The 25245-nt window shown below is 67.6% G+C and carries 24 protein-coding genes; 16 read left to right on the top strand and 8 right to left on the bottom strand.

Annotated elements, in window-relative coordinates; translation table 11 throughout:
* The first annotated feature begins 33 nt into the window (after positions 1–33).
* The 3 genes from ACWFRF_RS17180 (at position 34) to ACWFRF_RS17170 (ending at position 3944) form a co-directional block, all read left to right on the top strand.
* Entirely contained in the window at positions 34–1128 is a 1095-nt protein-coding gene (locus tag ACWFRF_RS17180) for an ABC transporter substrate-binding protein (RefSeq protein WP_452450835.1), read from the top strand.
* An 86-nt stretch (positions 1129–1214) separates the two neighbouring features.
* Positions 1215–2123 carry a dioxygenase family protein gene (locus tag ACWFRF_RS17175; protein ID WP_452450833.1) on the top strand — a complete coding sequence of 303 codons (909 nt, stop codon included), beginning with the start codon at positions 1215–1217 and terminating at the stop codon, positions 2121–2123.
* 93 nt (positions 2124–2216) lie between these two features.
* A complete protein-coding gene (locus ACWFRF_RS17170) occupies positions 2217–3944 on the top strand; it encodes an outer membrane protein assembly factor BamB family protein (RefSeq protein WP_452450832.1) in 1728 nt (575 codons plus the stop codon).
* A gap of 22 nt (positions 3945–3966) precedes the next feature.
* Here the strand turns inward: ACWFRF_RS17170 and ACWFRF_RS17165 are convergent, their stop codons facing one another.
* Positions 3967–4644: a TetR/AcrR family transcriptional regulator gene (locus ACWFRF_RS17165; RefSeq protein ID WP_452450830.1), complete on the bottom strand. Its 678-nt coding sequence runs from the start codon at positions 4642–4644 to the stop codon at positions 3967–3969.
* 95 nt (positions 4645–4739) lie between these two features.
* Here ACWFRF_RS17165 and ACWFRF_RS17160 point away from each other — a divergent pair, with 95 nt between their 5' ends.
* The 3 genes from ACWFRF_RS17160 (at position 4740) to ACWFRF_RS17150 (ending at position 8126) form a co-directional block, all read left to right on the top strand.
* Entirely contained in the window at positions 4740–6032 is a 1293-nt protein-coding gene (locus ACWFRF_RS17160) for a lipase family protein (RefSeq protein ID WP_452450828.1), read from the top strand.
* Positions 6026–7579 carry an AMP-binding protein gene (locus ACWFRF_RS17155; RefSeq protein WP_452450827.1) on the top strand — a complete coding sequence of 518 codons (1554 nt, stop codon included), beginning with the start codon at positions 6026–6028 and terminating at the stop codon, positions 7577–7579. Before ACWFRF_RS17160 ends, ACWFRF_RS17155 begins: the two co-directional genes overlap by 7 nt.
* A 142-nt stretch (positions 7580–7721) precedes the next feature.
* The gene (locus tag ACWFRF_RS17150) at positions 7722–8126 is read left to right on the top strand and encodes a hypothetical protein (RefSeq protein ID WP_379312927.1); all 405 of its coding nucleotides are present in this window, start codon (positions 7722–7724) and stop codon (positions 8124–8126) included.
* A 1-nt stretch (position 8127) separates the two neighbouring features.
* Here ACWFRF_RS17150 and ACWFRF_RS17145 read toward each other — a convergent pair whose 3' ends face one another.
* Positions 8128–9279 carry an epoxide hydrolase family protein gene (locus ACWFRF_RS17145; RefSeq protein ID WP_452450825.1) on the bottom strand — a complete coding sequence of 384 codons (1152 nt, stop codon included), beginning with the start codon at positions 9277–9279 and terminating at the stop codon, positions 8128–8130.
* Between the two features lie 63 nt (positions 9280–9342).
* Between ACWFRF_RS17145 and ACWFRF_RS17140 the strand changes: the two genes are divergently transcribed.
* On the top strand, positions 9343–10305 hold the full coding sequence (locus tag ACWFRF_RS17140; protein WP_452450823.1) for a helix-turn-helix transcriptional regulator: 963 nt from the start codon (positions 9343–9345) through the stop codon (positions 10303–10305).
* Positions 10306–10323: 18 nt separating this feature from the next.
* On the opposite strand, the gene ACWFRF_RS17135 is transcribed toward ACWFRF_RS17140, so the two are convergent.
* Positions 10324–11019, bottom strand: coding sequence for an alpha/beta hydrolase (locus ACWFRF_RS17135; protein ID WP_452450821.1), 696 nt, complete (start codon positions 11017–11019; stop codon positions 10324–10326).
* A gap of 112 nt (positions 11020–11131) precedes the next feature.
* Here ACWFRF_RS17135 and ACWFRF_RS17130 point away from each other — a divergent pair, with 112 nt between their 5' ends.
* Positions 11132–12109, top strand: a complete 978-nt coding sequence (locus tag ACWFRF_RS17130) for a cupin domain-containing protein (RefSeq protein ID WP_452450819.1) — start codon at positions 11132–11134, stop codon at positions 12107–12109.
* 52 nt (positions 12110–12161) lie between these two features.
* Here ACWFRF_RS17130 and nrdF read toward each other — a convergent pair whose 3' ends face one another.
* Entirely contained in the window at positions 12162–13124 is a 963-nt protein-coding gene (gene nrdF / locus ACWFRF_RS17125; RefSeq protein ID WP_056812336.1) for a class 1b ribonucleoside-diphosphate reductase subunit beta, read from the bottom strand.
* A 393-nt stretch (positions 13125–13517) separates the two neighbouring features.
* On the opposite strand from nrdF, the gene ACWFRF_RS17120 reads away from it, so the two are divergent.
* From ACWFRF_RS17120 to ACWFRF_RS17110, 3 genes are all read left to right on the top strand, one after another.
* Complete coding sequence (locus ACWFRF_RS17120; protein WP_452450817.1) at positions 13518–14504, top strand: hypothetical protein; 987 nt, start codon at positions 13518–13520, stop codon at positions 14502–14504.
* A 19-nt stretch (positions 14505–14523) separates the two neighbouring features.
* Positions 14524–15468 carry a hypothetical protein gene (locus tag ACWFRF_RS17115; RefSeq protein WP_449964350.1) on the top strand — a complete coding sequence of 315 codons (945 nt, stop codon included), beginning with the start codon at positions 14524–14526 and terminating at the stop codon, positions 15466–15468.
* Between the two features lie 136 nt (positions 15469–15604).
* A complete protein-coding gene (locus ACWFRF_RS17110; RefSeq protein ID WP_379313587.1) occupies positions 15605–16585 on the top strand; it encodes a peptidase in 981 nt (326 codons plus the stop codon).
* On the opposite strand, the gene mgtE is transcribed toward ACWFRF_RS17110, so the two are convergent.
* Together mgtE and ACWFRF_RS17100 are read right to left on the bottom strand one after the other, a co-directional pair.
* Positions 16582–18030 carry a magnesium transporter gene (gene mgtE / locus ACWFRF_RS17105; protein WP_378991507.1) on the bottom strand — a complete coding sequence of 483 codons (1449 nt, stop codon included), beginning with the start codon at positions 18028–18030 and terminating at the stop codon, positions 16582–16584. The genes ACWFRF_RS17110 and mgtE overlap by 4 nt on opposite strands.
* Before the next feature lie 361 nt (positions 18031–18391).
* Complete coding sequence (locus ACWFRF_RS17100) at positions 18392–18967, bottom strand: TetR/AcrR family transcriptional regulator (protein ID WP_452450814.1); 576 nt, start codon at positions 18965–18967, stop codon at positions 18392–18394.
* A gap of 80 nt (positions 18968–19047) precedes the next feature.
* Between ACWFRF_RS17100 and ACWFRF_RS17095 the strand changes: the two genes are divergently transcribed.
* Complete coding sequence (locus ACWFRF_RS17095; protein WP_452450813.1) at positions 19048–19734, top strand: DUF899 family protein; 687 nt, start codon at positions 19048–19050, stop codon at positions 19732–19734.
* On the opposite strand, the gene ACWFRF_RS17090 is transcribed toward ACWFRF_RS17095, so the two are convergent.
* A complete protein-coding gene (locus tag ACWFRF_RS17090) occupies positions 19713–20240 on the bottom strand; it encodes a hypothetical protein (RefSeq protein WP_378991503.1) in 528 nt (175 codons plus the stop codon). The two genes, ACWFRF_RS17095 and ACWFRF_RS17090, sit on opposite strands and share 22 nt — an antisense overlap.
* Before the next feature lie 185 nt (positions 20241–20425).
* Here ACWFRF_RS17090 and ACWFRF_RS17085 point away from each other — a divergent pair, with 185 nt between their 5' ends.
* Both ACWFRF_RS17085 and ACWFRF_RS17080 read left to right on the top strand, forming a co-directional pair.
* Positions 20426–21418: an LLM class F420-dependent oxidoreductase gene (locus tag ACWFRF_RS17085; protein WP_449964340.1), complete on the top strand. Its 993-nt coding sequence runs from the start codon at positions 20426–20428 to the stop codon at positions 21416–21418.
* Positions 21419–21459: 41 nt separating this feature from the next.
* Positions 21460–21915, top strand: a complete 456-nt coding sequence (locus ACWFRF_RS17080) for an RDD family protein (protein ID WP_452450811.1) — start codon at positions 21460–21462, stop codon at positions 21913–21915.
* 17 nt (positions 21916–21932) lie between these two features.
* Here ACWFRF_RS17080 and ACWFRF_RS17075 read toward each other — a convergent pair whose 3' ends face one another.
* Positions 21933–22421, bottom strand: a complete 489-nt coding sequence (locus tag ACWFRF_RS17075) for a DUF3558 family protein (protein WP_452450810.1) — start codon at positions 22419–22421, stop codon at positions 21933–21935.
* Positions 22422–22824: 403 nt separating this feature from the next.
* On the opposite strand from ACWFRF_RS17075, the gene ACWFRF_RS17070 reads away from it, so the two are divergent.
* Positions 22825–24309: an endoglycoceramidase I gene (locus ACWFRF_RS17070; protein WP_452450808.1), complete on the top strand. Its 1485-nt coding sequence runs from the start codon at positions 22825–22827 to the stop codon at positions 24307–24309.
* A 71-nt stretch (positions 24310–24380) separates the two neighbouring features.
* Entirely contained in the window at positions 24381–24821 is a 441-nt protein-coding gene (locus ACWFRF_RS17065; RefSeq protein ID WP_378991496.1) for an RDD family protein, read from the top strand.
* The last annotated feature ends 424 nt before the right edge of the window (positions 24822–25245 follow it).

The raw sequence follows: 25245 nt of genomic DNA, 5'->3' as shown, positions 1-25245 counted from the left end.
TCACGCCGTCGGCTACGCAGTACCCTCGTGCGCATGCTGGCGAGCGTCCGAAACCGCACCCGATTCCGTCGCACCGCAGAGCAGGGCGGGCGCGTCCGCTCACGCGGCTTCGTCGTGGCTGCCGCGTTGCTGTGCGCCGCCGTGTTCACCGCGGGATGCGCGGACAAGCACGACGACGCGAGCACGATCATCCGCACCACCACGAATATCGCCGGTGCGGGCGTGGTCGGGGCCGATCGCGACACCGCGACCGCGTGCCCGTTGCCGAGTGCGCCCGACGCGGGCCCCGGCGGCACCCGAACGGTGACTCACACCGCCGGTACCTCGCAGGTCCCCGCCGACCCGCAACGCATCGTCGTGCTCACCACCTCGGCGCTCGACGCGGCCTGCGCGGTCGGTCTGTGGGAGCGGGTCGCGGGCGCGGTGACCCTCGACGGCGACCGTTCGCAGCCGATGTACCTGGGGTACGGCGTGGTGAAGGTGCCCAGCATCGGACCGATCGGTCAGCCCGATCCGGCTCGCATCGCCGAGCTGAAGCCCGATCTGATCCTCGGCGACGTCGCACCGGCCGCGGGCGGGTACGAGGCGCTGAGCAAGATCGCGCCCACCGTGCTGATCGGTGCGGGCGGCAGCTGGCAGTCCGATTTCGCCGCCTATTCCGCGGGGATGAACCGCAACGATGCCGCCGAAACCGCCCTGCAGAACTACCTCACCGAGGCGCACGACCTCGGCCCCGCACTGAACGCGCGCCAGTCCCAAGCTTCGGTGCTGCGCTTCACCGCCGACACCACGCAGGTCCAGGGCGCCGAAACCTTCGCCGCCCACGTCCTGTCCGATGTCGGCGTCCAGCGTCCGACCGCCCAGCGCGGACCGTCCTTCGACATCACCGAAGCCGACCTCGCCACCAAAGCCGAAGGCGACATCATCTACGTGATGTTCGACGGCCCGGACGGCGAGAAACACGGCAAACAGGTCCTGCGCTCCGACCAGTTCGAGGAACTGGGCGCCTCGACCGACAAGCGGGTCTTCGCGGTCGACGACAAGATCTGGCACACCACAGGGCTCACCGCCGCCCGCGCGGTCCTCACCGACCTGCGCAACAGCCTCAACGGTTACGTCACCGATTGACTCCCAGCTGACTCCCAGCGTCTTCGCAGTCCCAGCGCAGTCCACCTGCTTAGCGTGGTCGGCAACAAGGCAGCGAAGGAGCAGCTATGGGTGAGCACGATCTGGGACTCGGGCACGATCTTCGAGTGATGTCACGGCGGCGAGCGCTGAGTTTCCTCGGCGTCGCCGGGGTCGCGGCAGCGGCGGCGGGTTGCGCGGCCGCGACCGACAGCTCCGGCACGAGCACGAGCTCGGCCGGTAGTGCCACCTCCGCGTCAGCGGAAACACCCGCCGCGGCACCGCAGGAGACGGCGGGCCCCTACCCGGGTGACGGTTCCAACGGACCCAATGTCCTGATCGAATCCGGTGTGGTGCGCTCCGACATCACCACCAGCTTCGGCGCGTATTCCGGTACCGCCCAGGGTGTTCCGATGACACTCACGCTGAATCTGCGCGACCTCGTGAAGAACGCGGCAGGCACCGGAATGGCGGTGTACGTCTGGCATTGCGACCGCGAGGGCCGGTACTCCCTCTACACCGAGGGCGCCACCGAACAGAACTACCTGCGCGGTGTCCAGGTGGCCGACGACGACGGCACCGTACGGTTCACCTCGATCTTCCCCGCCTGCTACGCCGGGCGCTGGCCCCACATCCACTTCGAGGTCTACGACTCCCTCGCCACCGCGGTCGCGGGCGACAACGCCCGCCTCACCTCCCAGATCGCCCTCCCCCAAGACGCGTGCACCGCCGTCTTCGACGCCGACTCCGGCTACGTGAACAGCACCCGCAACCTGTCCGGCGTGACCCTCGCCTCCGACGGCGTCTTCGGCGACGGCTGGGACGCCGAGCTGGCCACCATCACCGGCACCCCGGCCACCGGCCTGTCCGTCGCACTCACCATCGGCGTAGCAGCCAAATCCCAGAACACCCAGTCCGACAATGGTTTCCCGGGCTCGCCGCCCGCGGGCAACGGCGCGCCGGGCGGCCCGCCACCCGGCGGGCCAGCACCCCGCTGACGAGTCCGCGGGTACTGACGCCGAACGGTCGGGTAGCCGTGAGCCCGCTATCCTCAGGACGCGACTCTGTCGCACCATCGCTGGGGAGGGTCGATGAACAACAGCCGCACTACGTCTTTGCCACGGCTACCGGACTGTTCGCGGCTGGCAACGTCGACCGCAGCCCTCGGTACCGCGGTACTGATCGGGGGCGTCACGCTCGGCCTCTACAGTCGGTTCCTCGCCGCTGCGAACCCGGTCACGCCACAAGACGATGCTCCAGCCGAGCTACCCGATGCCCTGGGAATGTCGGCCATCGTGGTCGGCGGCGCGGCACTGCTCGTCGTCGCTGTCGTTCTCCTGGCGGCGCGACGACTGCGCGCCGCAGGTTTCGGCAACCCCGGCGTGACGATATATCTGGTCTCGGCCGTCGCCATCGGGCGCACAGTGCAACTGCACGTTCCGTCCGTCACGGAGCAGATATTCGAGCACTACACAGCCTTTCCCCGGCTGCCCACCGCGTTCGCCGCCTGGGTTCTCGTGTGCCTCGGCATCCTTGCCCTCTGCTATCCCCTCACCATCGCACCACGTTTCACACCGACGACGCGCACGATCGCGGTGCCTGCCACGATCGGCCTGCTGCTGTGCGCGCTTGCCACCGGCGCGGCGCTGCGGGCCGGTGACGACGACCGGTCCGTCGACCATCGTACCGCCGCTTCGGTAGTCGCACCGCCGATCCCGAATCGACTGGGACAGGAGCGATTTCGCATGGACCTGCAGGAAGGAAGCAGCACAGTCGTCGGTGGTCCCGGCTTCGTCGTCGGCACCACAGCCGGCATCACGGCCTATGACGGAGCGACGGGCACTTTCCGCTGGAACTACCTACGGCCGAACGCCGCCGAAAGCGGTGTTTTCCACCGCGCGGAAAAACTGCTGTCCATCCCGGCCGAGAATGTTGTCGTCACCAGCTGGAACCACCTGGGGTGGATCGCATTCGACGCCACCACCGGCGAAAAGCTCTGGACCGAATCCGAATTCGCCGATGACAGCCGATCCGAGATGCGAGTCGCCCGAGGCTTCGGCACCGCCGGCGAAACCGCGCTTGCCTTGGTCGATGACGAACTCTTCGGCGTTTCGCTCGGTAACTTCGCCCGGTACGACGCTCGCACCGGGCGACACATATGGTCCGAACCTGCCCCACCCGAGGGTTGCGACAAGAAGGGGTCGCAGATCGCGGTCACCGCCCCCGCGGTCTACCACGTCCTGATATGCCGCAATGCGGAGTCCGCGTGGACCACCGTTCTCGCACTCGATCCCGCTACCGGCACGCAGATCGCGAAGCGGGATCTCCCCAATCCCGACCCCGATCGCGCACCGACGGTTTCCGTGAGCAAGGAGGCGCTGTCGGTCGACTGGCGCTACCGGAACGCACCGCTCGATCACCTGGTCGTCACCTCTCCCGAACTGCTCAGCGTTGCCGCCGTCACAGCCGGCCATGTCGAGGTGATCGCCCTCGATCCCGCTACCGGCACGGTCGTCACCATCTCCGGGGATACCGGAATCACTCTGTCGGAGGGTGGGGATCCAGCTCGGTCACGGGCCGACCCCGTAGCACGATCGGTCAGCCTGAAACCGTCCGACTCGATGCTGCTCACCGAGGAACTGGTCACTGTCAGCGGGGAGCAATTGCGTACCTGGCGGCGAGAAGACCTCGCCGAGAACCCATCCCCGGTACCTCTCGGATCCGGACAGGCTTCCCAGATCATTGCCGCACCCGGCATAATCCTGGTCCCCTTCACCGACAAATCCACAGGTCGACAGCTGATCGGATTCGCGCCCTGACCACAGGCGCCGCACAGCGACCTCAGCGCCCTGAACGGTCCGCGGCGGCGGCCAGTCCCAGGTGCACGATCTCGATGAAGGCCGTGAGATCTCTGATCAGGACGTCGATGTCGCCTGTCGCGCCCGCGTCGGTGTGGAGCCAGTCGGCGACGGTTTCGAACAGGCCGCCGATCGCGGAGACAGCGAGGGCGTGCAGGTCGACGCCGATTCCCGCGGGGGGCACGAATCCGTATTCGCGCCACAGGGTTTCGAGGAACTGGGCGGCCCAGCGGCGGTTGACGCGCCGCTGCTGTTCGACCTTCGCCGAAATGCCGCTGGCCTCACCGAAAGTCACCTTCGCTACCCGGGGGTCGTCGACCATCGAGTGGGCGAAGGCGCCGATCACGGCGGCGACCACCTCGTCGCGGGTGCCCGGGGATTCCGACAGCGCGGTGGCGACCCTGTCCTGCGCACGTTCGCTCTGCTGCTGCAGCAGCGCCAGATAGCAGTGTTCTTTGCTGTCGAAGAGCTCGTAGAAGGCCTTGTTGCCGACGAAGGCGGTCTGGCAGATCTGCTCGATCGCGGTGTTGACGTAGCCCTCGGCGGCGATCAGGTCGAAGGCGGCGGCCAGGATCTGTTCGCGCCTGCGCGCGCGGCGCTGTTCGGCGTCCAGGCCCTGGATGCGCCGGGAGCGGACTTGGCTCTTGTCGGTCGACGTCACGCAGCTCAGCCTACAGATTGCCGAATATAAACAAGAACTCTTGTTCTCAACAAGACGTCATGCTGTAATCAGCATCACCTATCGAAGGAGATGCCATGCAGCGCAGCACGGCCACCCGCCGGTCGCCCCGGTTCCGACGGCTCGGCGCCCGAGCCCTGCCCCTGCTCGCGATGACGGCGCTGGCGGCAGGGGGTCCGGCGGGCGCCCAGGATTTCGAACTGCCGCCACTGCCGAACGAGGCGCAGGTGTATCCGGCGGTCGTGCCGATCCCCACACCGCAGCACGACCCCTGGTACGCCGATCCGGCCGACCTCGCCGGCTACGCCAACGGCGACGTGATCCGCAGCCGGGTGGTGCAGACCCACGTACTCGGCCTCCCGGCTCCCGTCCACACCACCCAGCTCCTGCTCCGCAGCTCCGACGTACACGACAACCCGATCGCCACCGCCACCACCGTGCTGATGCCGGGCATCCCGTGGCCGGGTCCCGGTGCGCGCCCGCTGATTTCGTATCAGGAGGCGATCGATAGCCTCGGCCGCCAGTGCAATCCGTCCTACACCCTGCGCGCGGGCATCCAGAAGGAGGTGGCCATCATGAGCCAGTTCCTTGCGGCGGGCGCGGCCGTGGTGGTCACCGATTTCGACGGCACAGAGAACACGATCATGTCGCCCAGCGAGGGCCGGATGGTGCTCGACGGCATTCGCGCGGCCCAGCGCGGCGGACTCGGGCTCGACGCCGCACCGGTGGGGCTGTGGGGCTATTCCGGGGGCGGCAACGCGTCCGCCTCGGCCGCCGAGCAACGCCGCCACTACGCTCCCGAGCTCGACATCAAGGGCAGCGCGCAGGGCGGAATCCCCGGCGACAAGGTCGCGATCGCCCCGTTCGCGATCTCGGGACAGCAGCCGCAAGCCAACTTCACCGGCTGGCTCGCCGTGCTCGGACTGGCCCGCGAATACCCCGACTTCGACGACCAACTGCGGCAGTATCTGACTCCGGAAGGCCGCCGGGTTGCCGACGACCTGCGGGAACGTTGTCTCTATACCTCCGTGGCGACCACCCTGCTCCGCCCGATGGCGGAGTATCTGACCGATCCAGCGGCCGCACTGGCCGCCGCGCGACCCGCGCTGTCGGCCGCGAGTTTCGGCAGACCCGAGAACACCCCCGATATGCCGCTGCTGATGTGGCATTCGACCACCGACCAACTGCTGCCCGCCGAACTGGCGATCGACAAGATCGCCGCCGACTACTGCGCCCGCGGCGTGAACATGCGGATGATCCGGGTGCCGTTCTCCGAGCACATCAGCGCCGAGATCGTCCCCGAACTGGGCACGGTCGCCTGGTTGCTCGCGGTCACCGCGGGCGCCGACCCGGGGCCGCGAGTATGTTGAGCGCCGCCACGACCTCGCTACGCCAGATCCGCGCCCTGGCACGGGCCGGGATCATCGATCCGCGTCGCCCCGCGCAGATCCTGCGCACCGCCCGCACCATGCGCGCGTTCGGCCCGATCGCCGGTGGGATCCGTTCCTCGGCGCGCCGCGCACCCGACCGCATCGCGCTGATCTGCGACGGCGAGCGGATCAGTTACCGGGAACTCGATCGACGCACCGACGCACTCGCGGCCACCTGGCACGCCGGCGGCCTCGACGCGGGTGACACGGTCGGCGTGCTCTGTCCCGACGGAGTGCGGCTCGTCGAATCCATGGCCGCCACCGCGAAACTCGGCGCTCGACTGGTGCTGCTCAATACCGGCTTCGGCGCGGCGCAGTTGCGTGACGTGTTGGACCGGGAGAGGGTCAGCGCTCTCGTGCTCGACCCCGCCCTGTCCACGATGGCTCATGATCTACCCGAACGGATAGTCCTGCTGGACAGCGTGATTCGCTCCGACGCCCCACCGATCGGCACCCCCGCACAGCAGGGCGGTTTCGTCCTGCTCACCGGCGGCACCACAGGGACGCCCAAGGGCGCACCACGACGAGTCGAATCACCCTTGGCCGCCGCACAATTCGTCGACCGGGTCCCGCTTCGACGCGGGCAGACGGTGCTGCTGTGCGCGCCGCTGTTCCACGGCACCGCGCTGTCCCAGTTCATCCTCTCGCTGAATCTGGGGTCGACGATCGTGCTGCACGGCAGGTTCGACGCCACCCGCGCGCTCGCCCAGATCGCCGAGCATCGCGCCGACATGGTCGTGCTGGTACCGACCATGCTGCGCCGCGTCCTCGATCTGGGCCCAAAGTCGTTGTCCACCACCGATACCAGCTCCCTGCGAATCGTGTTCACCGCCGGAGCGGCGTTGCCGTCGGCGTTGGGCACCAGGGCGATCGATACCTTCGGCCCGGTGATCTACAACTTCTACGGCTGCACCGAAACCGGTACGGCCACCATCGCGACCCCGCGAGACTGGATCGCCGCACCGGGCACCGTGGGCAAACCCCCGGTCGGGATCACCGTCGCGCTCTACGACGCCGACGGCACCCGGATCACCGAGCCCGGCGCGGTCGGCACCGTCTACGTGGGCAACACCATCGCCTTCGAGGGCTACTCCGGTGGCGGGTCCAAGCAACTCCGTGGCGGTTTGATGAGCACGGGCGATCTCGGTCATTTCGATTCCGGCGGAAGGCTTTTCATCGACGGACGCGATGACGACATGATCGTCTCCGGCGGTGAGAACGTTTTCCCCGGCGAGATCGAGGACCTGCTCTACCGGCACCCGTCGATCACCGAAGCGGCCGTGATCGGTGTCCCCGACGAGGAATTCGGTCAGCGGCTCGCCGCGTTCGTGGTGCCCGCGGGCGAGATGAACGCCGAGACCGTGCGCGACTACGTGAAAACCCATCTCGCCCGTTTCAAGGCTCCCCGCGACGTGCTGTTCGTCGACGAACTGCCCCGCACGCCCACGGGCAAGATCGATCGCCGCGGTCTGGCCGCGCTCGGTTGAACGGACCAGGCGGCGCCGACGAGGGGTCGACGCCGCCGGTTCGATCGAGAAAACCACTGGTAGACGGCCGATTGCTATCATGGCCAGCAGTGCTCCATGACGTCGCGACGCCGCTCGGCCACCCAGCGCTCGAGGAGGAACCATGGCTCAGCATTCCGATGATCGAGTCCCACCCGCATCCGACAACGCCGCCGATCTCGACCTGCCGTGGGCGCCCCGCGACCACCGGTGGAACGGTTCCGAGGCCGAACACGACGCGCTGAAATGGGCCGACGGAGACGCGCTGAAGATGGCGAGCATCTACCTGTATCGCGAATCGGGCGGCAACCCCGCGACCGAGGCCGACTACAAATTCCCGGTCGCCGACATCATCGACGGCAAGCCGACCCTGGTGTTCCGCGCGGTAGCAAACGCGGCGTCACGCCTCGACTCGGCCGACATCTCCGATGCCGACCGCAAGCAGGTGAAACACCGGATCGGCGAGCTCTACCAGCAGGCAGCCGATGCCTTCGACGACCCGTCACTGCGACCGCCCTGGGACCGCTGACTCAGCGCAGTCCGCGAAAGAACGCGCGGATGTCGCCGACCAGCAGGTCCGGCACTTCCATCGCCGCGAAGTGGCCGCCGCGATCGAACTCCGACCAGTGCACGATGTCGGCGGCGGCGTAGCGCCGGATCGCGATGTCCTCGGCGAAGACCGCGACGCCGACGGGCGTGGTCAGCGGCGTGGTCTCCCTGGAGCGGACGTGGGTGGCCTCGTAGTACAGCGCGGCGGATGACCCCGCGGTGCCGGTGAGCCAGTACAGCATCACGTTGGTCAGCAGCCGATCCCGGTTCACCGCGTCCTCGGGCAGTCCCGCGGCCGGGAACGTCCACTCCTTGAACTTCTCCACGATCCACGCGAGCTGGCCGATCGGCGAATCGTGCAGGCCGTAGGCCAGGGTCTGCGGGCGTGATGCCTGGATCGTGAAGTAGCCGTTGCCCTCGCCCTTGAACCGGGCGAGGCGCTCCAGCCGGGCGAGCTCGGCGGGCGTCATCGTCGCCTTCTCGTCGTCGGAGACCGGGCCGAACGGGATGTAACCGAAGGTCGCGGCATTGACGTGCACGCCGATCACCTTGTCACCGCCCGCGCGCCCCACCTCCGGCGTGACGAACGCGCCCCAGTCACCGCCCTGTGCGCCGTAGCTGTCGTAACCGAGCCTGCTCATCAACTCGACCCACGCCTTGCCGATGCGCGCCGGATCCCAGCCCTCCTCGGCGACCGGACCGGAGAAGCCGAAGCCGGGCAGCGACGGGATCACCAGGTGGAAGGCGTCGGCCGGATCGCCGCCGTGGGCCGCGGGGTCGGTGAGCGGACCGATCACATCGAGGAACTCGACGACCGAACCCGGCCAACCGTGCGTGAGGATCAGCGGCGTGGCGTCGGGATTCGCCGAACGTACGTGCAGGAAATGGATGCGCTGGCCGTCGATCTCGGTGGTGAACTGCGCGAACTTGTTCAGTTCCGCCTCGGCCGCGCGCCAGTCGTAGGAGGTGCGCCAGTATTCGGCCAGCTCGCGCAGGTACGCGACCGGCACACCGCGACTCCACTCGGCGCCGGGCTGCTCGGCGGGCCAGCGCGCGTCGGTCAGCCTGGCCTGCAGACAGTCCAGCTCGGACTGCGGGATGTCGAGGTGAAACGGGATGATCTCGTTGCTCATGAGGACAACGTTATGACCACAAGCGGACACCTTCTGTCCTATAGAACTGGCAGAGTCGAATTCGTGAAAGAAACTTCGGCGCGGCTGCTTCGGCTGCTCTCGCTCCTGCAAACCCGGCGCGAATGGTCCGGCGACGAGCTCGCCGCGCGCCTGGACGTGAGCACCAGAACGGTGCGCCGCGATGTCGACAAGCTGCGCGCGCTGGACTACCCGGTCCGCGCGGTGAAGGGCATCGACGGTGGGTACCACCTCGAGGCGGGCGCGCAGCTACCGCCGTTGCAGCTCGACGACGAGGAAGCCGTCGCGATGGCGATCGCGCTGCGCACGGCGTCGATCAGCGGAGTGAGCGGCATCGGCGAGACCGCGCTCAGCGCGCTGGTCAAACTCGAGCAGGTGCTGCCCGCGCGATTGCGGCACCGGGTGCACGCCATGCAGGTCTCGAACGTCCAGACCCCCGGCCGGGCTCGCGTCGATGTCGATCCGGCGGTGTTGTCCGCCATCGCGGCCGCGTGCCGCGACCGTCAACGCCTGCGATTCGACTATCGCAGCGGCGACCGCGAATCACGTCGCGAGACCGAACCGCACGAACTCGTCACCTGGGGCCCACGCTGGTACCTCGTCGCCTGGGATATCGACCGCGACGACTGGCGCACCTTCCGCGTGGACAGAATGCAGCCCACCATCCCGGTGGGCCCGCGGTTTTCGCCGCGCGAGATCCCCGGTGGCAACGCGGCGCAACACGTGGCGAAAGGTGTCGCCCAACTCTGGCCCTACCGCGCCACCGTGCGGCTACACGTCCCCGCCGACTCCGAACAAGCGCGCTCGGCCGCCACCTACGGCACCATCGAACCGATCGACGCCGACACCTGCCGCCTGGAGATCGGCGCCGACAACCCGCGCGGCCTGACCTTCCTCCTCGGCGCCCTCGACACCGATTTCGACATCGAACGCGGCCCCGAACTGACCGAGCACCTACGCCGGATCGCCGCCCGCTACTCCCGCGCGATCAGCGCGGCGCCGGAGTAGCGCGGCGACGAAGCCGGGTCAGCCCGCGATGTCCAGCGCGGCCGCGTCGATCAGATCCACGACCGCGCCAGGCTGCGAGGCCAGCGAGGCATGGCTCGCGGCGAGTTCGATGGTCTTGCGCGGGTTCATCCGCGCGGCCATCCGCCGCTCGTTGTCGGGGTGGATCATCCGATCTTCGGTGGACACCTGGTACCAGGTGGGCTTCACCTTCCAGGCAGGCGCGGTCACCGAGTCACCGAACGTCGAGCCGAGTGGCGCCTTCTGCGTCACGGCCATCACCAGCGCTTCCTCGGAAGTCAGGTCCTGGCAGAAGCTTTCGTGGAACTTGTCCTGCGCGATCCACAGATAACCGTCGGAGTCCGGTGCGATGTTCGCGAACGCGGCGGGCGGCAACTGCTCGCTGATCGCACCGGGGCTCTCCCCCGCGTCGGGCGCGAAGGCCGCGACGTAGACCAGGCCCGCCACGTTGGGCAGATCGCCGGCTTCGGTGATCACCGCGCCACCGTAGGAGTGACCGACCAACAGCACCGGGCCGTCGATCTGCGCCACCATTTTCCTGGTGCGCTCGGCATCGTCGGCCAGCGAGGTGAGCGGGTTCTCGACCGCGTACTGCCCCGGATAACCGCGTCGGTTCAATTCCACGATCACCTTCGCCCAGTGCGCGGCGCCACCCCAGAATCCATGGACCAGAACGATTGTCGGCTTGGCAGCCATTGCGAGGCCTCTCTCTCGGTCGGATTTCTCGCCCGCCGGATCGGCCCGATACCGCGGAGCCGATTGACGCGACGAGCACCATTGACGATATTTGGATGATGAGGCAAATACCATGACCGAAGACCCGGTATATTTTGCCGATCAACCGATCGCCGGTGACCCCCTCGCGCGAGACACCACCCTCGACGCCCTGTCGGACATCCTGCACACCGTCCGGCTGCGCGGCGATCGGCTCATCCGCTGCGCACCCCCGGCACCCTTCTCGATCGGGATGCCCGGCGGCATCCGGCTGCTGCACATCGCCGAACGCGGGGACCTCGAGCTCCGCGTGGGCGACCGGTCCTACACCCTGCGTGACGGCGATATGGCGCTGCTCGCGCGCGGCGACCCGCACGTGATCTCCGTGGGCACACCCTCGGTGCCCGCGCGCGGGCTCACCGCCGCCGACAGCGTCCGCCGCGTCACCGAACTCGCCGATCCGGCGGCGCCACGCTGGGTCACCGGCACCTTCGGCGTCGAGGAGGCTATCGCCGATCCACTGCTGTCGGTCCTGCCGCCGGTGGTACTGATCCGGGCGGGAGGCGACGACCGTGATTGGCTGACGCCGAGTCTGCACCTGCTCGTCGTCGAGATCACCGACGCCAGACCAGGTGCCGCAGTGATGATCTCGCGCATCCTGGACCTACTGTTCATCCACGCGCTGCGGGCCTGGTCCGCCGACGACACGACCGCGCCCGGATGGCTCACCGCCGCCCTCGACCCCGCCCTCGGTCCGGTACTCACCAGGATCCACAACAATCCGGACCGCGCGTGGCCGATCGCCGAACTCGCGGCCGAGGCCGCGATGTCGCGGTCCACGTTCACCGATCGGTTCACCCGGCTGCTCGGGCAGTCACCCGGCGCCTACGTCACCGACCGGCGCCTCGAACACGCGGCCCGCCTTCTCGGCTCGACGGCCGAACCGGTCGGCCGGATCGCCGGCGCCGTCGGCTATCACTCGGAAGCCGCGTTCAACCGCGCTTTCCACCGCCGGTTCGGCATGCCACCGCTGCGGTGGCGCAAACGCGGTCATCCGAAGACCGCGCCATAGACAACGACGGCGCACCCGAACAGGTGCGCCGTCGTTCACAGTACTGGTGCGCTCAGAACTCCCAGTCCTCGTCTTCGGTGTTGATCGCCTTACCGATGACGTAGCTGGAACCCGAACCCGAGAAGAAGTCGTGGTTCTCGTCGGCGTTGGGCGACAGGGCCGACAGGATCGCCGGGTTCACCTCGCACTCGTCCTTCGGGAACAGGCCCTCGTAGCCGAGGTTCATCAGCGCCTTGTTGGCGTTGTAGCGCAGGAACTTCTTGACGTCCTCGGTGAGGCCGACCTCGTCGTAGAGGTCCTGGGTGTAGTCGACCTCGTTGTCGTAGAGCTCGAAGAGCAGCTCGAACGTGTAGTTCTTGAGCTCGTCGCGCTCGGCCTGGGAGACCAGCTCGAGGCCCTTCTGGTACTTGTAGCCGATGTAGTACCCGTGCACGGCCTCGTCGCGAATGATCAACCGGATCATGTCGGCGGTGTTGGTGAGCTTGGCCCGCGAGGACCAGTGCATCGGCAGGTAGAAGCCGGAGTAGAACAGGAAGCTCTCCAGCAGCGTGGAGGCCACCTTGCGCTTGAGCGGGTCGTCGCCGTTGTAGTAGCCCAGGACGATCTCCGCCTTGCGCTGCAGGTTGCGGTTCTCCTCCGACCAGCGGAAGGCCTCGTCGATCTCCTTGGTGGAGCACAGGGTGGAGAAGATCGAGCTGTAGCTCTTGGCGTGCACCGACTCCATGAACGCGATGTTGGTGTACACCGCCTGCTCGTGCGGGGTGATCGCGTCGGGGATCAGCGAGACCGCGCCGACGGTGCCCTGGATGGTGTCGAGCAGCGTCAGGCCGGTGAAGACCCGCATCGTGAGCTGCTTCTCGTCGGGCGTGAGGGTGTTCCAGGACGGGATGTCGTTGGACACCGGGACCTTCTCGGGCAACCAGAAGTTGCCGGTCAGCCGATCCCAGACCTCGGCATCCTTCTCATCGGGCACCCGATTCCAATTGATGGCCGACGCCCGATCGATGAGCTTCATTCCGCCTCCACACCTTTCCGCCAGACCTGTTGACCCGCACCCGCCGCCGTGCGCGAAGCCCTTCACCCACAAACACTACTCGTAGTGGGTGACAACCTCGGGGAGCACTACAGCTTGTGTTGCGGCGCGCGGAACTCGACCCGACCGGCCGAACACCCACACCACACACGCGGCCCCCATTGTGCGGCACGATCGCGAACTCACCACCATCGCATCGCCAGTGATTCGCCACATGTGTGCCGACACCCGCTGCACCGGTGAGCGCCGCCACTGCCCGGCGCACCCTGGCCCGGTGCGGATACGGGGCGCCGATTCCGGCACACTGGGCATTCGACAGGGCTCGAACGTGAGCCGGAGGGAGGCGGGAGTCGTCCCGCGCGAGGGGGATTGTCGATGCTGTGGCGTCGTTGCGCGGTGGCCGCCGCTGTCATGATCGGGCTCACCGCCTGCCAGGAGGAGCTGCCCGGGCACCGGCCGGTCACCCCGATCGAGGCGGCGTCCGCGATGCCCACGTACTGGAAGACGACGCCGACCTCCGACGATCAGCGCCTCGAACTGCTGCGCCGGCTGCGCGCGATCGACCCGTGTGCGCTCATCCCCCGGACCGACCTGGCGAAGATCGGCACCTTGCTCGCGGTCGAGAACGACGGCCCGAACAAGTGCGAAGCGACGTTCGACTCCACCGAGAGCGGCAAGGGCACCTCGGTCAGCTGGGCGATCGGTGTCGCGCCGACCGGGTACGGCTGGGGACAGTCCCGGCGCGAGGAGGTCGACGGCATCACCGTCGGCGTTCTGCGCGATCTCGACAACGGCCCCCAGGTCGAAGGACAGCTCGACCGAAGTTGTCTCGCCACCGCGGCTTTCGCCAATACGACCACGCTCCCGGTCCACGTGCGAACACCACTGGGCACCGAACCGTGCCCGGCCGCCCAGTCCGCACTGGCCCGCGCGATGGGCGGACTCGCCGCCGAACCAGCACAGGGCACGTCCCCGGACACCCCGCGGACCGCACTGCACGGCAAGGACCCGTGCGAGGTCGCCACCGCGCTCGACACTGCGGTCACTGTCCTCGACCTACGGATATGGTCCTGCCAGTTCACTTTCCGAGGTGCGGCCATCGATGTGGACTACGGCTACGAGGCGCGCGGCTACGCGGACACCGGCAAGTCCCTCTTCACCGTCAACGGCCACACAGGGTACGGCCCCAGCGACGACACGAGCGAATACGCCTCGTACACAGCGATAGTCGGCCCCAGCCTGCCCGGTCCCGGATCCGAGCTGATGGGCCCCGCCGTCCCCACCATCCGGGTCTTCGGCACGGACCGTGCCGCCCTCGAATCCGTCCTCCGTTCGACCACCGAACTCTTCCCCGCCACCTGACCGGACAAGGAGAACCCCTGTGCGACAGCTCATCCTGATCGCCACCGCAGTGCTGACGATGGTCGCCTGCGGAAGCGAACCCGCACCGGACTCCATGCCCGAGGGTGGATTCTGGTCCACCGCAGCGGTTTCCGATCAGGAGAAGGTCGCGGTTCTGCGCAAGGTCAGGGCGATCGATGTGTGCGCGCTGCTCCCCCGCGTGGCACTGGGCACCCTCGGCACCGTGCGCGACATCGAGAACGTGCATCCGAATCAGTGCCGGCTCAGTATCGCCGTGCCGGGTCATCTCACCGGCATCGACGCGACCTGGAGTACCGGGGTGATGTTCGAGGGCGAACCGAGCATGGACGGTCCGGTGGACGAGGAGTCGATGGGCGACGTGCGGGTGCTGTTCAACGACGAGCCCGCCGCGTCGGATGATCCGCAGGTGCGCGGGGCCTGTCAGGCGTGGGCGCGGTTCGTGGCGGGCGCCGACCTGTCCTTCAGCGTGCGGGCGCCGCAGGACGCGTGCGCGACGGCGAAGACGCTGGTGCGGATCGCGTTGACCGAATGGCGCGAGGAGCCACCCCAGGGTTCCTCGCCGGATTCGGATCGGGCGGTGATCACCGGAGCCGATCCGTGCGCGGTCGCGCCGCTGCTCGGCGTTCGGGTGCCGGTGGCCGATCAGCGCGTCACCACGTGCAAGATGAGCGTCGACGGGCACGACGCGATCGTCACCTTCGACTACAACGAGGAACGCTCGATCATCGACGACACCCCGGCCTTCACCGTGGGCTCGCGCCAGGTGTACCGATTCGATACGGCCCAGGCCGACATGGCGTCGCTGTCGGCCGTCGTCGGTCCCGGACTCGCACCGGGACCGACCGACGCCCTGCTCGGTCGGCGCGTGCCGACGGTCTCGGTCACCGCCCACTCGACGATCGCGGAGAAGGTCATGCGCGAAACCTTGCCGTTGGTTCGCTGACACCTGAGCGCCGGTGCGATGACGACAACGTTCTGAGAACGACCTGGCGCGATGTTTGCACGAGAGTTGCCGTCACGGGCAGACTCGGTGGTCGGGCGCGGGTCCGGGCCCGTATCTGTCGAGGACAGGGGTGCCGATGGATCGCAGGATGGCGCTGGCCGCTGCCGCGTTGCTCGTGTGCGCCGGATGCGGAAGTGACGACGCGGGCAACCCACCCGATTACGGGGAGCTGCCGCCGCCGCCCGCACCGGTGATGCCCGCCCAGCCTCCCGAGTTCTGGTCGAAGGTCCCCCAGGATTTCGCCCAGCGAGCCGAGGTCGCCCAGGCGACCCGCCAGGTCGATGTCTGCGCGCTGCTTCCGCGCGACACGCTGGCACGGCTCGGCGAGGTCAAGAGCGTGACCGTCGGCCTGGATTCGTGCCGGGCCATCATCGGCAGCGACAAAGCCGGTGAGGGCTCGACCCTGACCTGGCACGCCACCCTGCTGAGCAGCCTGTCGGCCGGCGGCCGGGGCACCACGCGGCAGATCGGCGACGCGAACGTCCGCACGGTCCCCGACCGCGATACGGGTGAACCGCGCGCCTGCGGCGTGACCGCCCAGTTCCCGTCGAGCGCGGCCTTCTATCTCGGCCTTTCCACACCGGGCAAGAACCCGTGCGCGGTCGCCGACGAACTCGTGCCCGGCATGATCGAGCGCTGGCGTCAGTCGCCGAAACAGGGCACCTCCCCCGACACCGCGCCGACGGTGCTGCTCGGCGCGGATCCGTGCACGGTCCGGGGCAGACTGGCCGGCGCCGTCCCCGACGACGAACAGCGACTCACTCAGTGCCTGTTCGGTTATCGCGGCGAGAAGATCACCGTGAGCTACGAGTACCGCGTGCCCGAGTATCTCGCCGCCAACAGCACCGAGGACCACATCAACGGCCGCACCGTGCACCGCTCGGTCTCGGTGTACGACAGCTCGATCCCGATCTACACCGCGGCCGTCGGCCCGGAACTGCCCGCCGAATCCACCGTTTTCGGCAGGCGCATCCCCGTGGTCGAGGTGGTCGCCGCCACCGACGACGTCGCGAAAGACGTCATGGCACAGGCGCTCACACTCTTTCCGCAGCGTTAGATCCCCAGCACGAGCTTCGCGGTCGTGAAGTAGATGATCAGCCCGGTCGCATCGACCAGGGTGGTCACCATCGGCGCCGACACGACCGCGGGGTCGATCCGGAACTTCTTGGCCAGCAACGGCATCGTGCCGCCGATGGTCGCCGCCCAGCCGCAGATGACCACCAACGTGATGGCCACGACGATGGCGATCTTCGGCCCCACGAACACCGTGCCGATCAGCAGTCCGGCCGCGGCCAGCATGCTGCCGAGCACCAGCCCGACCCGGCATTCGCGCCAGATCACCTTGAACAGATCCGAGACCCGCACCTCGCCGACGGCCAGCGCGCGCACGCACGCCGTCGCCGCCTGCGCACCCGCGTTGCCGCCCGCGCCGATCAGCAACGGGATGAACAGCGCCAGGCTCGCGGCCTGTTCGAGCGTCGTGGCGAACATGTCGGTGACACTCACGGTCAGGGTCGCCGCGAACAGCAGCAGCATCAACCACAGCGCCCGATACCGCGCCAGCTGGAACACCTTGGCGGCCATGTAGTGGCCCTCCCACGGCGCCGAACCGGCCTGCTTGGCGACGTCCTCGCTGTCGGCGGCCTCGAGCACCTCCATCGCGTCGTCGATGGTGAGCAGCCCGACCACCCGGTCCTCGCTGTCGACGACCACCAGGTTGATGAGGTTGGTGGAACTCATCAGCCGGGCGGCCTTCTCCGCGGCATCGGTGGCCCGCACGAACGGCGGCTCGGTGACGACGAGCTCGGACACCATCGCGTCCGGCGCGTGCAGCACCAGCTCGCGCAGTTCGACGATGCCGGTGAGGCGGCGGCCGCGATCGACCACGGGCAGCGTGTAGACCGTTTCGGCGTTGGCGCCCTTGGCGCGCACACAACCCAGCGCCTGCGCGACGGTCAGATTGTCCGGCAGCGCAACGACTTCCGGCGTCATGTACAGCCCGACCGAGCCCTCGGGGTAGCCGAGCAGCGTGGCGGTCATCCGGCGCTCGCGCGGGCTCAGCCCGGCGAGGACCTTCTTGGCGACCTTGGCGGGCGCTTCGTGCAGCATGCGGGCGCGGTCGTCGGGGTCCATCGCCTCGACGAGATCGCGAAAGCTCTTCTCGCGCAGGCCCTGCAGGATCTGCTGCTGGTCGACCGGCTCCAGCTCCTCGAACACGCTGAGCGCGCGCTCCTTGTCGAGCAGCCGGAACACGACACCGGCCTGCACGGCGTCCATGCGGGCCAGCGCGTCGGCGATGACGTGCGGCGGACGGTTGTCGAGCCAGTCCAGGCCGCCACAGACCCGGTGGGTCTCGACGATGTCGCGCACCGATTCGGACAGGATCGCGAGCGCCTCGGTGACAGCGTGGTCTTCCACCGCCGCGCGGCGTGGTGAAACCACTTCGGGCACAACGGTTTCGGTGGGCACATGACGGGTGGTGACGAGATCGACGTTCGACATGATCGAGTCCTCTGGCGTGACAGCGCGCACGCCTGCGGCACGGACAGCTACAGGATGCGCGAGAAGTGGAACGAGTGACGGTGGTTCACACCGCGGGGCGTCCACCACCGAGGCCGGCACGCACAGACCGGACCGAGCAGGTCAGGATCGGCAGTACGAGGACGAAGGGGTGACGCCGCGCGGCCTTCGACTGGGAGGTTCGTTGCGCATTGCAACCCCACCTCCTCGCAGTCGCCGCGGGTGATCGCTCCGCGGATCGCTTGGAGTACCCACTCGGGCACACCCTTCCACTGATGAGACTACATGCGAGGGCCGATCGTTTCACCTTCAGCTCGCGTACCACTGGTCACAGTGATACCGATCACACCACCGAGGGCAGCCCCGCGATGACCGTGTCGACGGCCTGTTCGGCGAGCGGCCACAGTTCGGCGCGGTCCAGGTGCCGCAACGGCCCGCGCAACGCCAGTTCCGCGAATCCGTGCACGGTGGACCAGCAACTCCAGGTCGCACCCGCACGCGCCGCCGGAGCGAGCTCGCCGATGTGCACCATCATGTCGAGCGCGTCGGCGAGGGCGAGGTAGGCGGGCGAGTCGACGACCGACTCGGGCGAGGTGTCACCGGCACCGAAGAACGCGACCGCGAACCAGCCGGGCTCGAGCAGCGCGAACCCGATATAGCCGAGACCGACCGCGCGCAGGCTCGCACGACCGGTCGCGGGGCCGCGCTCCATCCCCTCGGCCATCCTGGACTCGATCGCGGCCGAGACCGCGCGCAGCAGGGCGAGCCGGTCGGGAAAGTGCCGGTAGGCGGCGTTCGGCGTGACGCCGACCTGGCGGGTGACCGCACGGATGGTCAAGGCGCCGGGGCCGCCGGCCCTGGTGAGTTCCAGCCCGGCCTCGACCAAGGCCGCCGCGAGGTCACCGTGGTGATAGGCCAACTCTTGAAGCCCCTTTCGCCGGAGTGTACGGTGTGAACATATCAAATGTGCACGCCGTACACATTGAAGGGTGGCTCACCATGACCGCATTGCCCACCATCGTCGATCAGGCCGTCTGGCAGGCCGAACTCGATCAGCTCCGGATCCGGGAGAAGGCCGCGACCCGCGAACTCGACGCCGTCGCCGCCCAGCGCCGGCGCATGCCCGCCGTCCGCCTGCCCGACTACACGCTCACAGCCGAAGACGGCAGCGGCGTTTCACTCGCCGAGGTCTTCGACGGACACTCGCAACTGATCACCTACCACCACATGTGGACACCGGGGAACACCTGGCAGTGCCCCGGCTGCACCGGCCTCACCGCGCAGTACGCACGACTGGACTTCCTCGACGGCTACGACGCGCGATTCGTCATCGTGACGCAGGGGCCGATGGACGAGGCACTCGCCTACAAGAAGCGCGTCGGCAACGCGATGACCTGGTATTCGACCGCCGACAGCCCGTTCGGCGCCGACATGGGCGCGGGCCCCGGCGCGGGTTTCGCCGTGAACACTTTCCTGCGCGACGGCGACACCGTCTACCGCAGCTGGCACACCGACGGCCGCGGCACCGAACAACTCGCCTACACCTTCGGCCTCATCGACGCGCTCCCCTACGGCCGCCAGGAGGAATGGCAGGACAGCCCAGCGGGCTGGCCGCAATCACCGACCTACAGCGGGTGGCCGAGCAGCAAGGACATCGCCGCGTCCTACGGCGATCCGAGCGTCTGACCTGCGAGATCCGCGCCGACCGCACGCTCGACCGCGGGCCAGTCGGGCGTGTGGGTCAGCCACGACGGGATCGGCCCGGTCTGCGCGCCGAACAGGTACAGCCGGGGCACCAGATCGCGCAGGGTCGCGTGCACTTCGAGCCGGTCGTCGATCATGTGCGTGATGCCGAGTTCGGCGCAGTGCGGCGCCTTGCCCGCGCGAGTTCTGCAGAAGCGCAAGTGTTCTCGGGCAATGCCGGTGCGGGCGGCGAAGTCGTGATGGTCGAGCCATTGCCTGGTGCGCTGTTCGATGCGCGGACCGCATTTCGAGATCACCCAGGCGTTGCCGTCGAAGCGGCTCACCAGCCGGTTGAGCACCGCGAACGCGTCGGGACCGGGTGGAGTGCTCATTGCTTCGTCGAAGCCGCCCGACAGGAATACGGTGTCCGCGGCGCCCGGTGTGAGCGCGGCCCCCTGAATCACTCGGCCGAAGTCGACGCCGAGGCGGGGTAGCGAAATATTGTTCATACGTCTGCAAGCATGCCCGGGTTTTCCCCGCGTGCCAACTGATTTTCGGCGCATAACGGCCGGTCCAGGGTTCAGCGCGGTGCGCGCACAATAGTTGCCTGAGCGCGCAGAAGTGGAACAGTGGATCTCGACAGCCGCGGCGTGTGGCGCGCCGCTCGAGTTCCATTCACTCCAGGAGAAAACCTGTGCGCTTCGGCATCTTCGTTCCCCAGGGCTGGCGGCTAGATCTGGTCGGTATCGAACCGGCCGACCAGTGGTCGGTGATGCGCGAACTGGCCCAGCGGTTCGACGCGGGCTCCGACTGGGAGTCGATCTGGGTCTACGACCACTTCCACACCACGCCCGTTCCCACCGACGAAGCCACCCACGAGGCGTGGACGTTGATGGCGGCGTTCGCGGCCACCACCTCCCGGGTGCGGCTGGGCCAGATGTGTACTGCCATGAGCTACCGCAACCCCGCCTACCTCGCCAAGGTGGCCGCCACCGTCGATCTCATCTCGGGTGGCCGGGTGGAGATGGGCATCGGCGGCGGCTGGTACGAACACGAGTGGCGCGCTTACGGTTACGGCTTCCCGTCCGCCGGTGAGCGCCTCGGCCGCCTCGACGAAGGTGTCCAGATCTTCCGCGAGGCGTGGAAGACCGGCCGAGCGACCCTGGACGGCAAGTACTACCAGGTCGACGACGCCATCGTGCACCCACGACCGTTGCAGGAGAACGGGATTCCGATCTGGATCGCCGGTGGCGGCGAGAAGAAGACCCTGCGCATCGCCGCCAAATACGCTGACTACACCAACTTCAGCGGCGACCCCGACGAGTTCGCCCGCAAGTCCGACATCCTGCGCCAGCACTGCGAAGAGGTCGGCACCGATTTCTCCGCCATCACCCGCAGCTCGAACTTCAACGCCATTGTGGGTACCACCGAAACCGAAGTGCAGGAACGACTCTCGACCATCGTCGACCGCTTCACTCCCTTCCTCGGCGCCGATGAGGCGAAAGCCCGTGTGCACGAACAGTTCGCGACCAGCGCGGCGGTCGGCACCCCGGAACAAATCGTCGAACGCCTCACGAAGGTGAAGAACCTCGGCCTCGCCTACACCATCGTCAACTTCCCGGAAGCCGCCTACGACACCTCCGGCATCGAACTCTTCGAACGCGAGGTGATCCCGGCATTGGCGTAATCCACGGCCGGTCATAAGCGTCGCCACCTACCTTTTCGTCCATGAGCGACCCGGTGACCGTGCGGAACGAGGCGAAGGTTCTCGCCGCCGGATACGAGCGAGATGTTGACGGCCGACTGATCTTCGTTCCCGCGGTCCCCGACAAGCCGGAGTCGAAACCCGAGTTCCCGCTGCTCGCGACGAACACACACGGCAGCTCCACCTGGATGTGGCTCGCGTTCCCCATCGACATGGCACTGCACCTCGCGATCGGCGCCGCTGTCTGGTTCGTGTTCCCGACCCCCGTGGCCTTCGCGTACGGCGCCCTGGCCTGGCTGGCCGCCTCGTTCATCCACCGGACCTTCGTCCAGCGCCTCACCCGAACAACGCTCGGCAAGTCGCTGTTCGGCCTTCGAATCCGCTACGCCGACGGCACCTACCCCACCCTCGGCCGCCTCGTCAAAGAATGGTTTCGCGGCGTCGGTTGCACCATCGAACTCTGCTGCTCGTTCGGCTGAACCCAGTCGGACTCGGCTCAGGTCGGGAAGGTCGGAATGATCGAATCGCCCATGTGGCGCAGGGTGGCGCAGGCATCGGCGGTCTGCTGGGTGGGGTTGTTCACCACGACCATGCGGATGACGCCTTGGGACGCGGCGAAGAGGATGTCGCAGGAGGTAGGGGTGTCGCCGAGGCGACGGCCGGCGCGGCCCGCGACCGTGTAGTCGGTGAAAGGTGTCGGACCTGCTTCCTTCTCGAACTCCGCGAGAGTTCGCGAGGTCGAGAACACCCTCAGGTAGGCGGTGGCGCCGGTCCATTCGCAGGTCTGCCAACCGGCGGACACCGCACCTGCCGCCACCTTCGTCGCGGGGTCGACACCGGCCTTCTGTAGTGCGTCCGCGGTGACTCCGGTGCACGGCTCGAACAATGCCTTCGGTTGCGCGGCCTCGGGCTCCGCGCTCGAGCATCCGACGAGCGTCGCCAACGCCAATCCCCCGGTCACTACCGCCATGAGCGCGCGCTTCATCCGTTCCCTCTCACCGTGCATCGCAAAACGCGGCCACGTTAACAAGGCTCGCAACCTCACCGAGCGATCGTTCGACAAGACTTGGTCCGGTCACCACCTCGCTCACACCACGACTGTGACGAACACCCACACCCCGCACCGGCCACAGGCCGAGGGTTACCCCCGTTCACTGCCGGCGTGCTCCGACAGCGGATCTGCGATAGCCCAGCCCGCGGCCAGCAGCTCGTCGATAGCGGCGGCCAGGCAGATCGGGCATCGAACACGAAGCGATTCAGGCTCTTTCATGATTGTGGCCTTGACCACATCATGGCGGTCCGGCTATGTTCTCTCGCCAACAGACTTGGACATTCGTTCAGTTGAACGAGCGTCCACCTGGGGATCGAGGACGCAGATGATGAGGACGATGAGGCGGCCGGTGCGCTGGATGACGGCGCTCGCACTCGCAGCCGGGCTGGCTGTGAGCAGCGCCCCGGTGACCGCCGACCCCGCGAGACCGCTGACGCCCCTGCGGGCACAGGGGTCCGCGTTGATCGACGGGTACGGACGCACCGTGCTGCTCCACGGGGTGAACACCGTCGACAAGGACGCGCCCTACCTGCAACCCGGTGACGGATTCACCCTTACCGACGAAGCGGCGGCGACACTGGCTCGGCACGGGTTCACCACAGTCCGGCTCGGGGTCTCGTTCGACGGGCTGATGCCGACAGCGGGTGTTGTCGATACCGCCTACCTAGACCGGGTCGAGAATGTCGTGGATACCCTTGCCGCGCACGGCATCTACACGTTGCTCGACAATCACCAGGACGGATTGTCGAAGATCTGGAACGGCAACGGGTTTCCCGAATGGACGATCCGCGCCCGGCCCGCGGACGGTGAGCCGAATCCCGGATTCCCGCTGTACTACCTGATGCCGAGCATGAATGCCGGGTGGGACGAGGTGTGGAACAACACCTACGGGGTGCTGAACCATCTGGGGGCGGCCCTGGGCGCGCTCGCCGAGCGGATGACCGGGCGCGCGAGCGTGCTCGGGATCGAGTTGCTCAACGAACCGTGGCCCGGCTCAGCGTTTCTCACCTGCTATCCCGACGGCTGCCCCGACTTCGACGTGAAATATCAACGGGCGCTGCAACAGCTGACCGATGCGGTGCGGGCACGCAATGCCACGGTGCCGGTGTTCTGGGAACCGAATGTCACCTGGAACGAGACCATGCCCAGCCACCTGGGCAAGAATCCACCGATCACCAGCCCGAACATCGTTTTCTCCCCGCACGATTACTGCATTCCCAGCCAGCTCGCGATCTACCTCGGCCTGCCCGAGGAGCTGCGCGCCCTGTGCCCGCCGCAGCAGGACCGGACCTGGTCGAACATCGACGCGTTCGCCGACCGCACCGACATCCCCACCATGGTCACCGAATTCGGCGACGGCGATCCGACCGTGTTGCGCAACAACACCACCCGGGCCGACGAACGGTTCGTCGGCTGGCACTACTGGCATTACAGCGCCCGCGACGGTGATCCTTTCCGCGGTGAACTCGGGCGCGAACTGGTCCGCACCTATCCACAAGCCACCGCGGGAATTCCCGATGGCATGGTCTTCGACTCCAGCACAGGCGATTTCGCGTATCGGTACCGGCCTCGCCAGGCCTCGGCGCCGACCGAGATCTACGTCTCGGATCTGTTCCATCCGGACGGCTACGAGGTGCAGGTCACCGGCGGCCGGGTCACCTCGGCGCCCGGCGCGCGCATCGTCACCGTGGAAGCCGACGGCACCGACCCGGTCACCGTTCGCATCCACCGCCCTGGCTCGGCGGGAGCGGATCTTCCCTCCGGCGGTGGCACCGGCTCGGCCTCCGGATTCCCCTGGCTGTCATCGGGATCCGCGGGCTGACACCGGCGGTGATCAGGTCGGCAAGGTCGGCACCGGGTGCTTGTTAAGCGGTGTCGACCACGCTGACCTCCATGAGCAACGCAGCACCGTCCCGGCACGCGACGCGGGAGCGCGGATACGAACGTGACGCCGAGCCGATGTTCGTCACATCCGAAACGCGGGAGCGCTCGACAGACGAATTCCCCCTCACCGGACGCACTTCCAGCGGCGACGAGACCGGCGTGATCCCCGCGTTCCTCATCGATATGACGCTGCACGCCGCGATCGGCGCCACCGCCTGGTACCTCGCACCCGGCCCGACAGCCGTCCTGTACGGCCTCCTCGCCTGGCTGAGCGCGTCCTTCCTGCACCGCACGGTCATCCAGCACCTCACCCGGACAACGATCGGCAAGTGCCGGTACGGACTCCGACTGCGCTACGCCGACGGCACCTACCCATCGACCTGGCAGCTCACCGTCCAGTGGTTCCGCGGCGGCTGGTCCTGCTTCGACCTCTTCAGCACTACCGACTGACACCAGGGACCGGATCGGCTCGCGACAAAGAATTTGGATGGCCTGACCCATCTGCTGGCAGCGAGGGTTCAGCTATCGGCATCCGGTTTGGGATCGTCGCGCGTCGCAAGATCCTCAACGCAATACGCACAAGATTCTTTGAACACAGCCTTGTTCGTGTGATAGCGAGTGTGTGCGTTACGTCTGCTAGAGGGCATTGGCCGCCCCTTCCGAACAGCAGACATCTTCGCTCGAGTCTCGGCGCTGGCTGTCCGCCCGTAGTTCGGGTTTCCCGCGCCGGTTCTCGTCTCCGAAAGGCGCAGACGCGATTGCTCCGACATCACACGGCCGAATCCAGGGTGTTCTGGGCCGAACTTCCCATAGTTCGGATTGGCTTCGCCTTCGTATGTGCCTTTGCGTTCGAGCGACCATTTCTCTCGCTGTG

The organism is Nocardia sp. NPDC055165 (assembly GCF_053606985.1).
The sequence above is the reverse complement of the archived record's forward strand: the minus strand, read 5'-3'. Positions and strand labels throughout refer to the sequence as shown.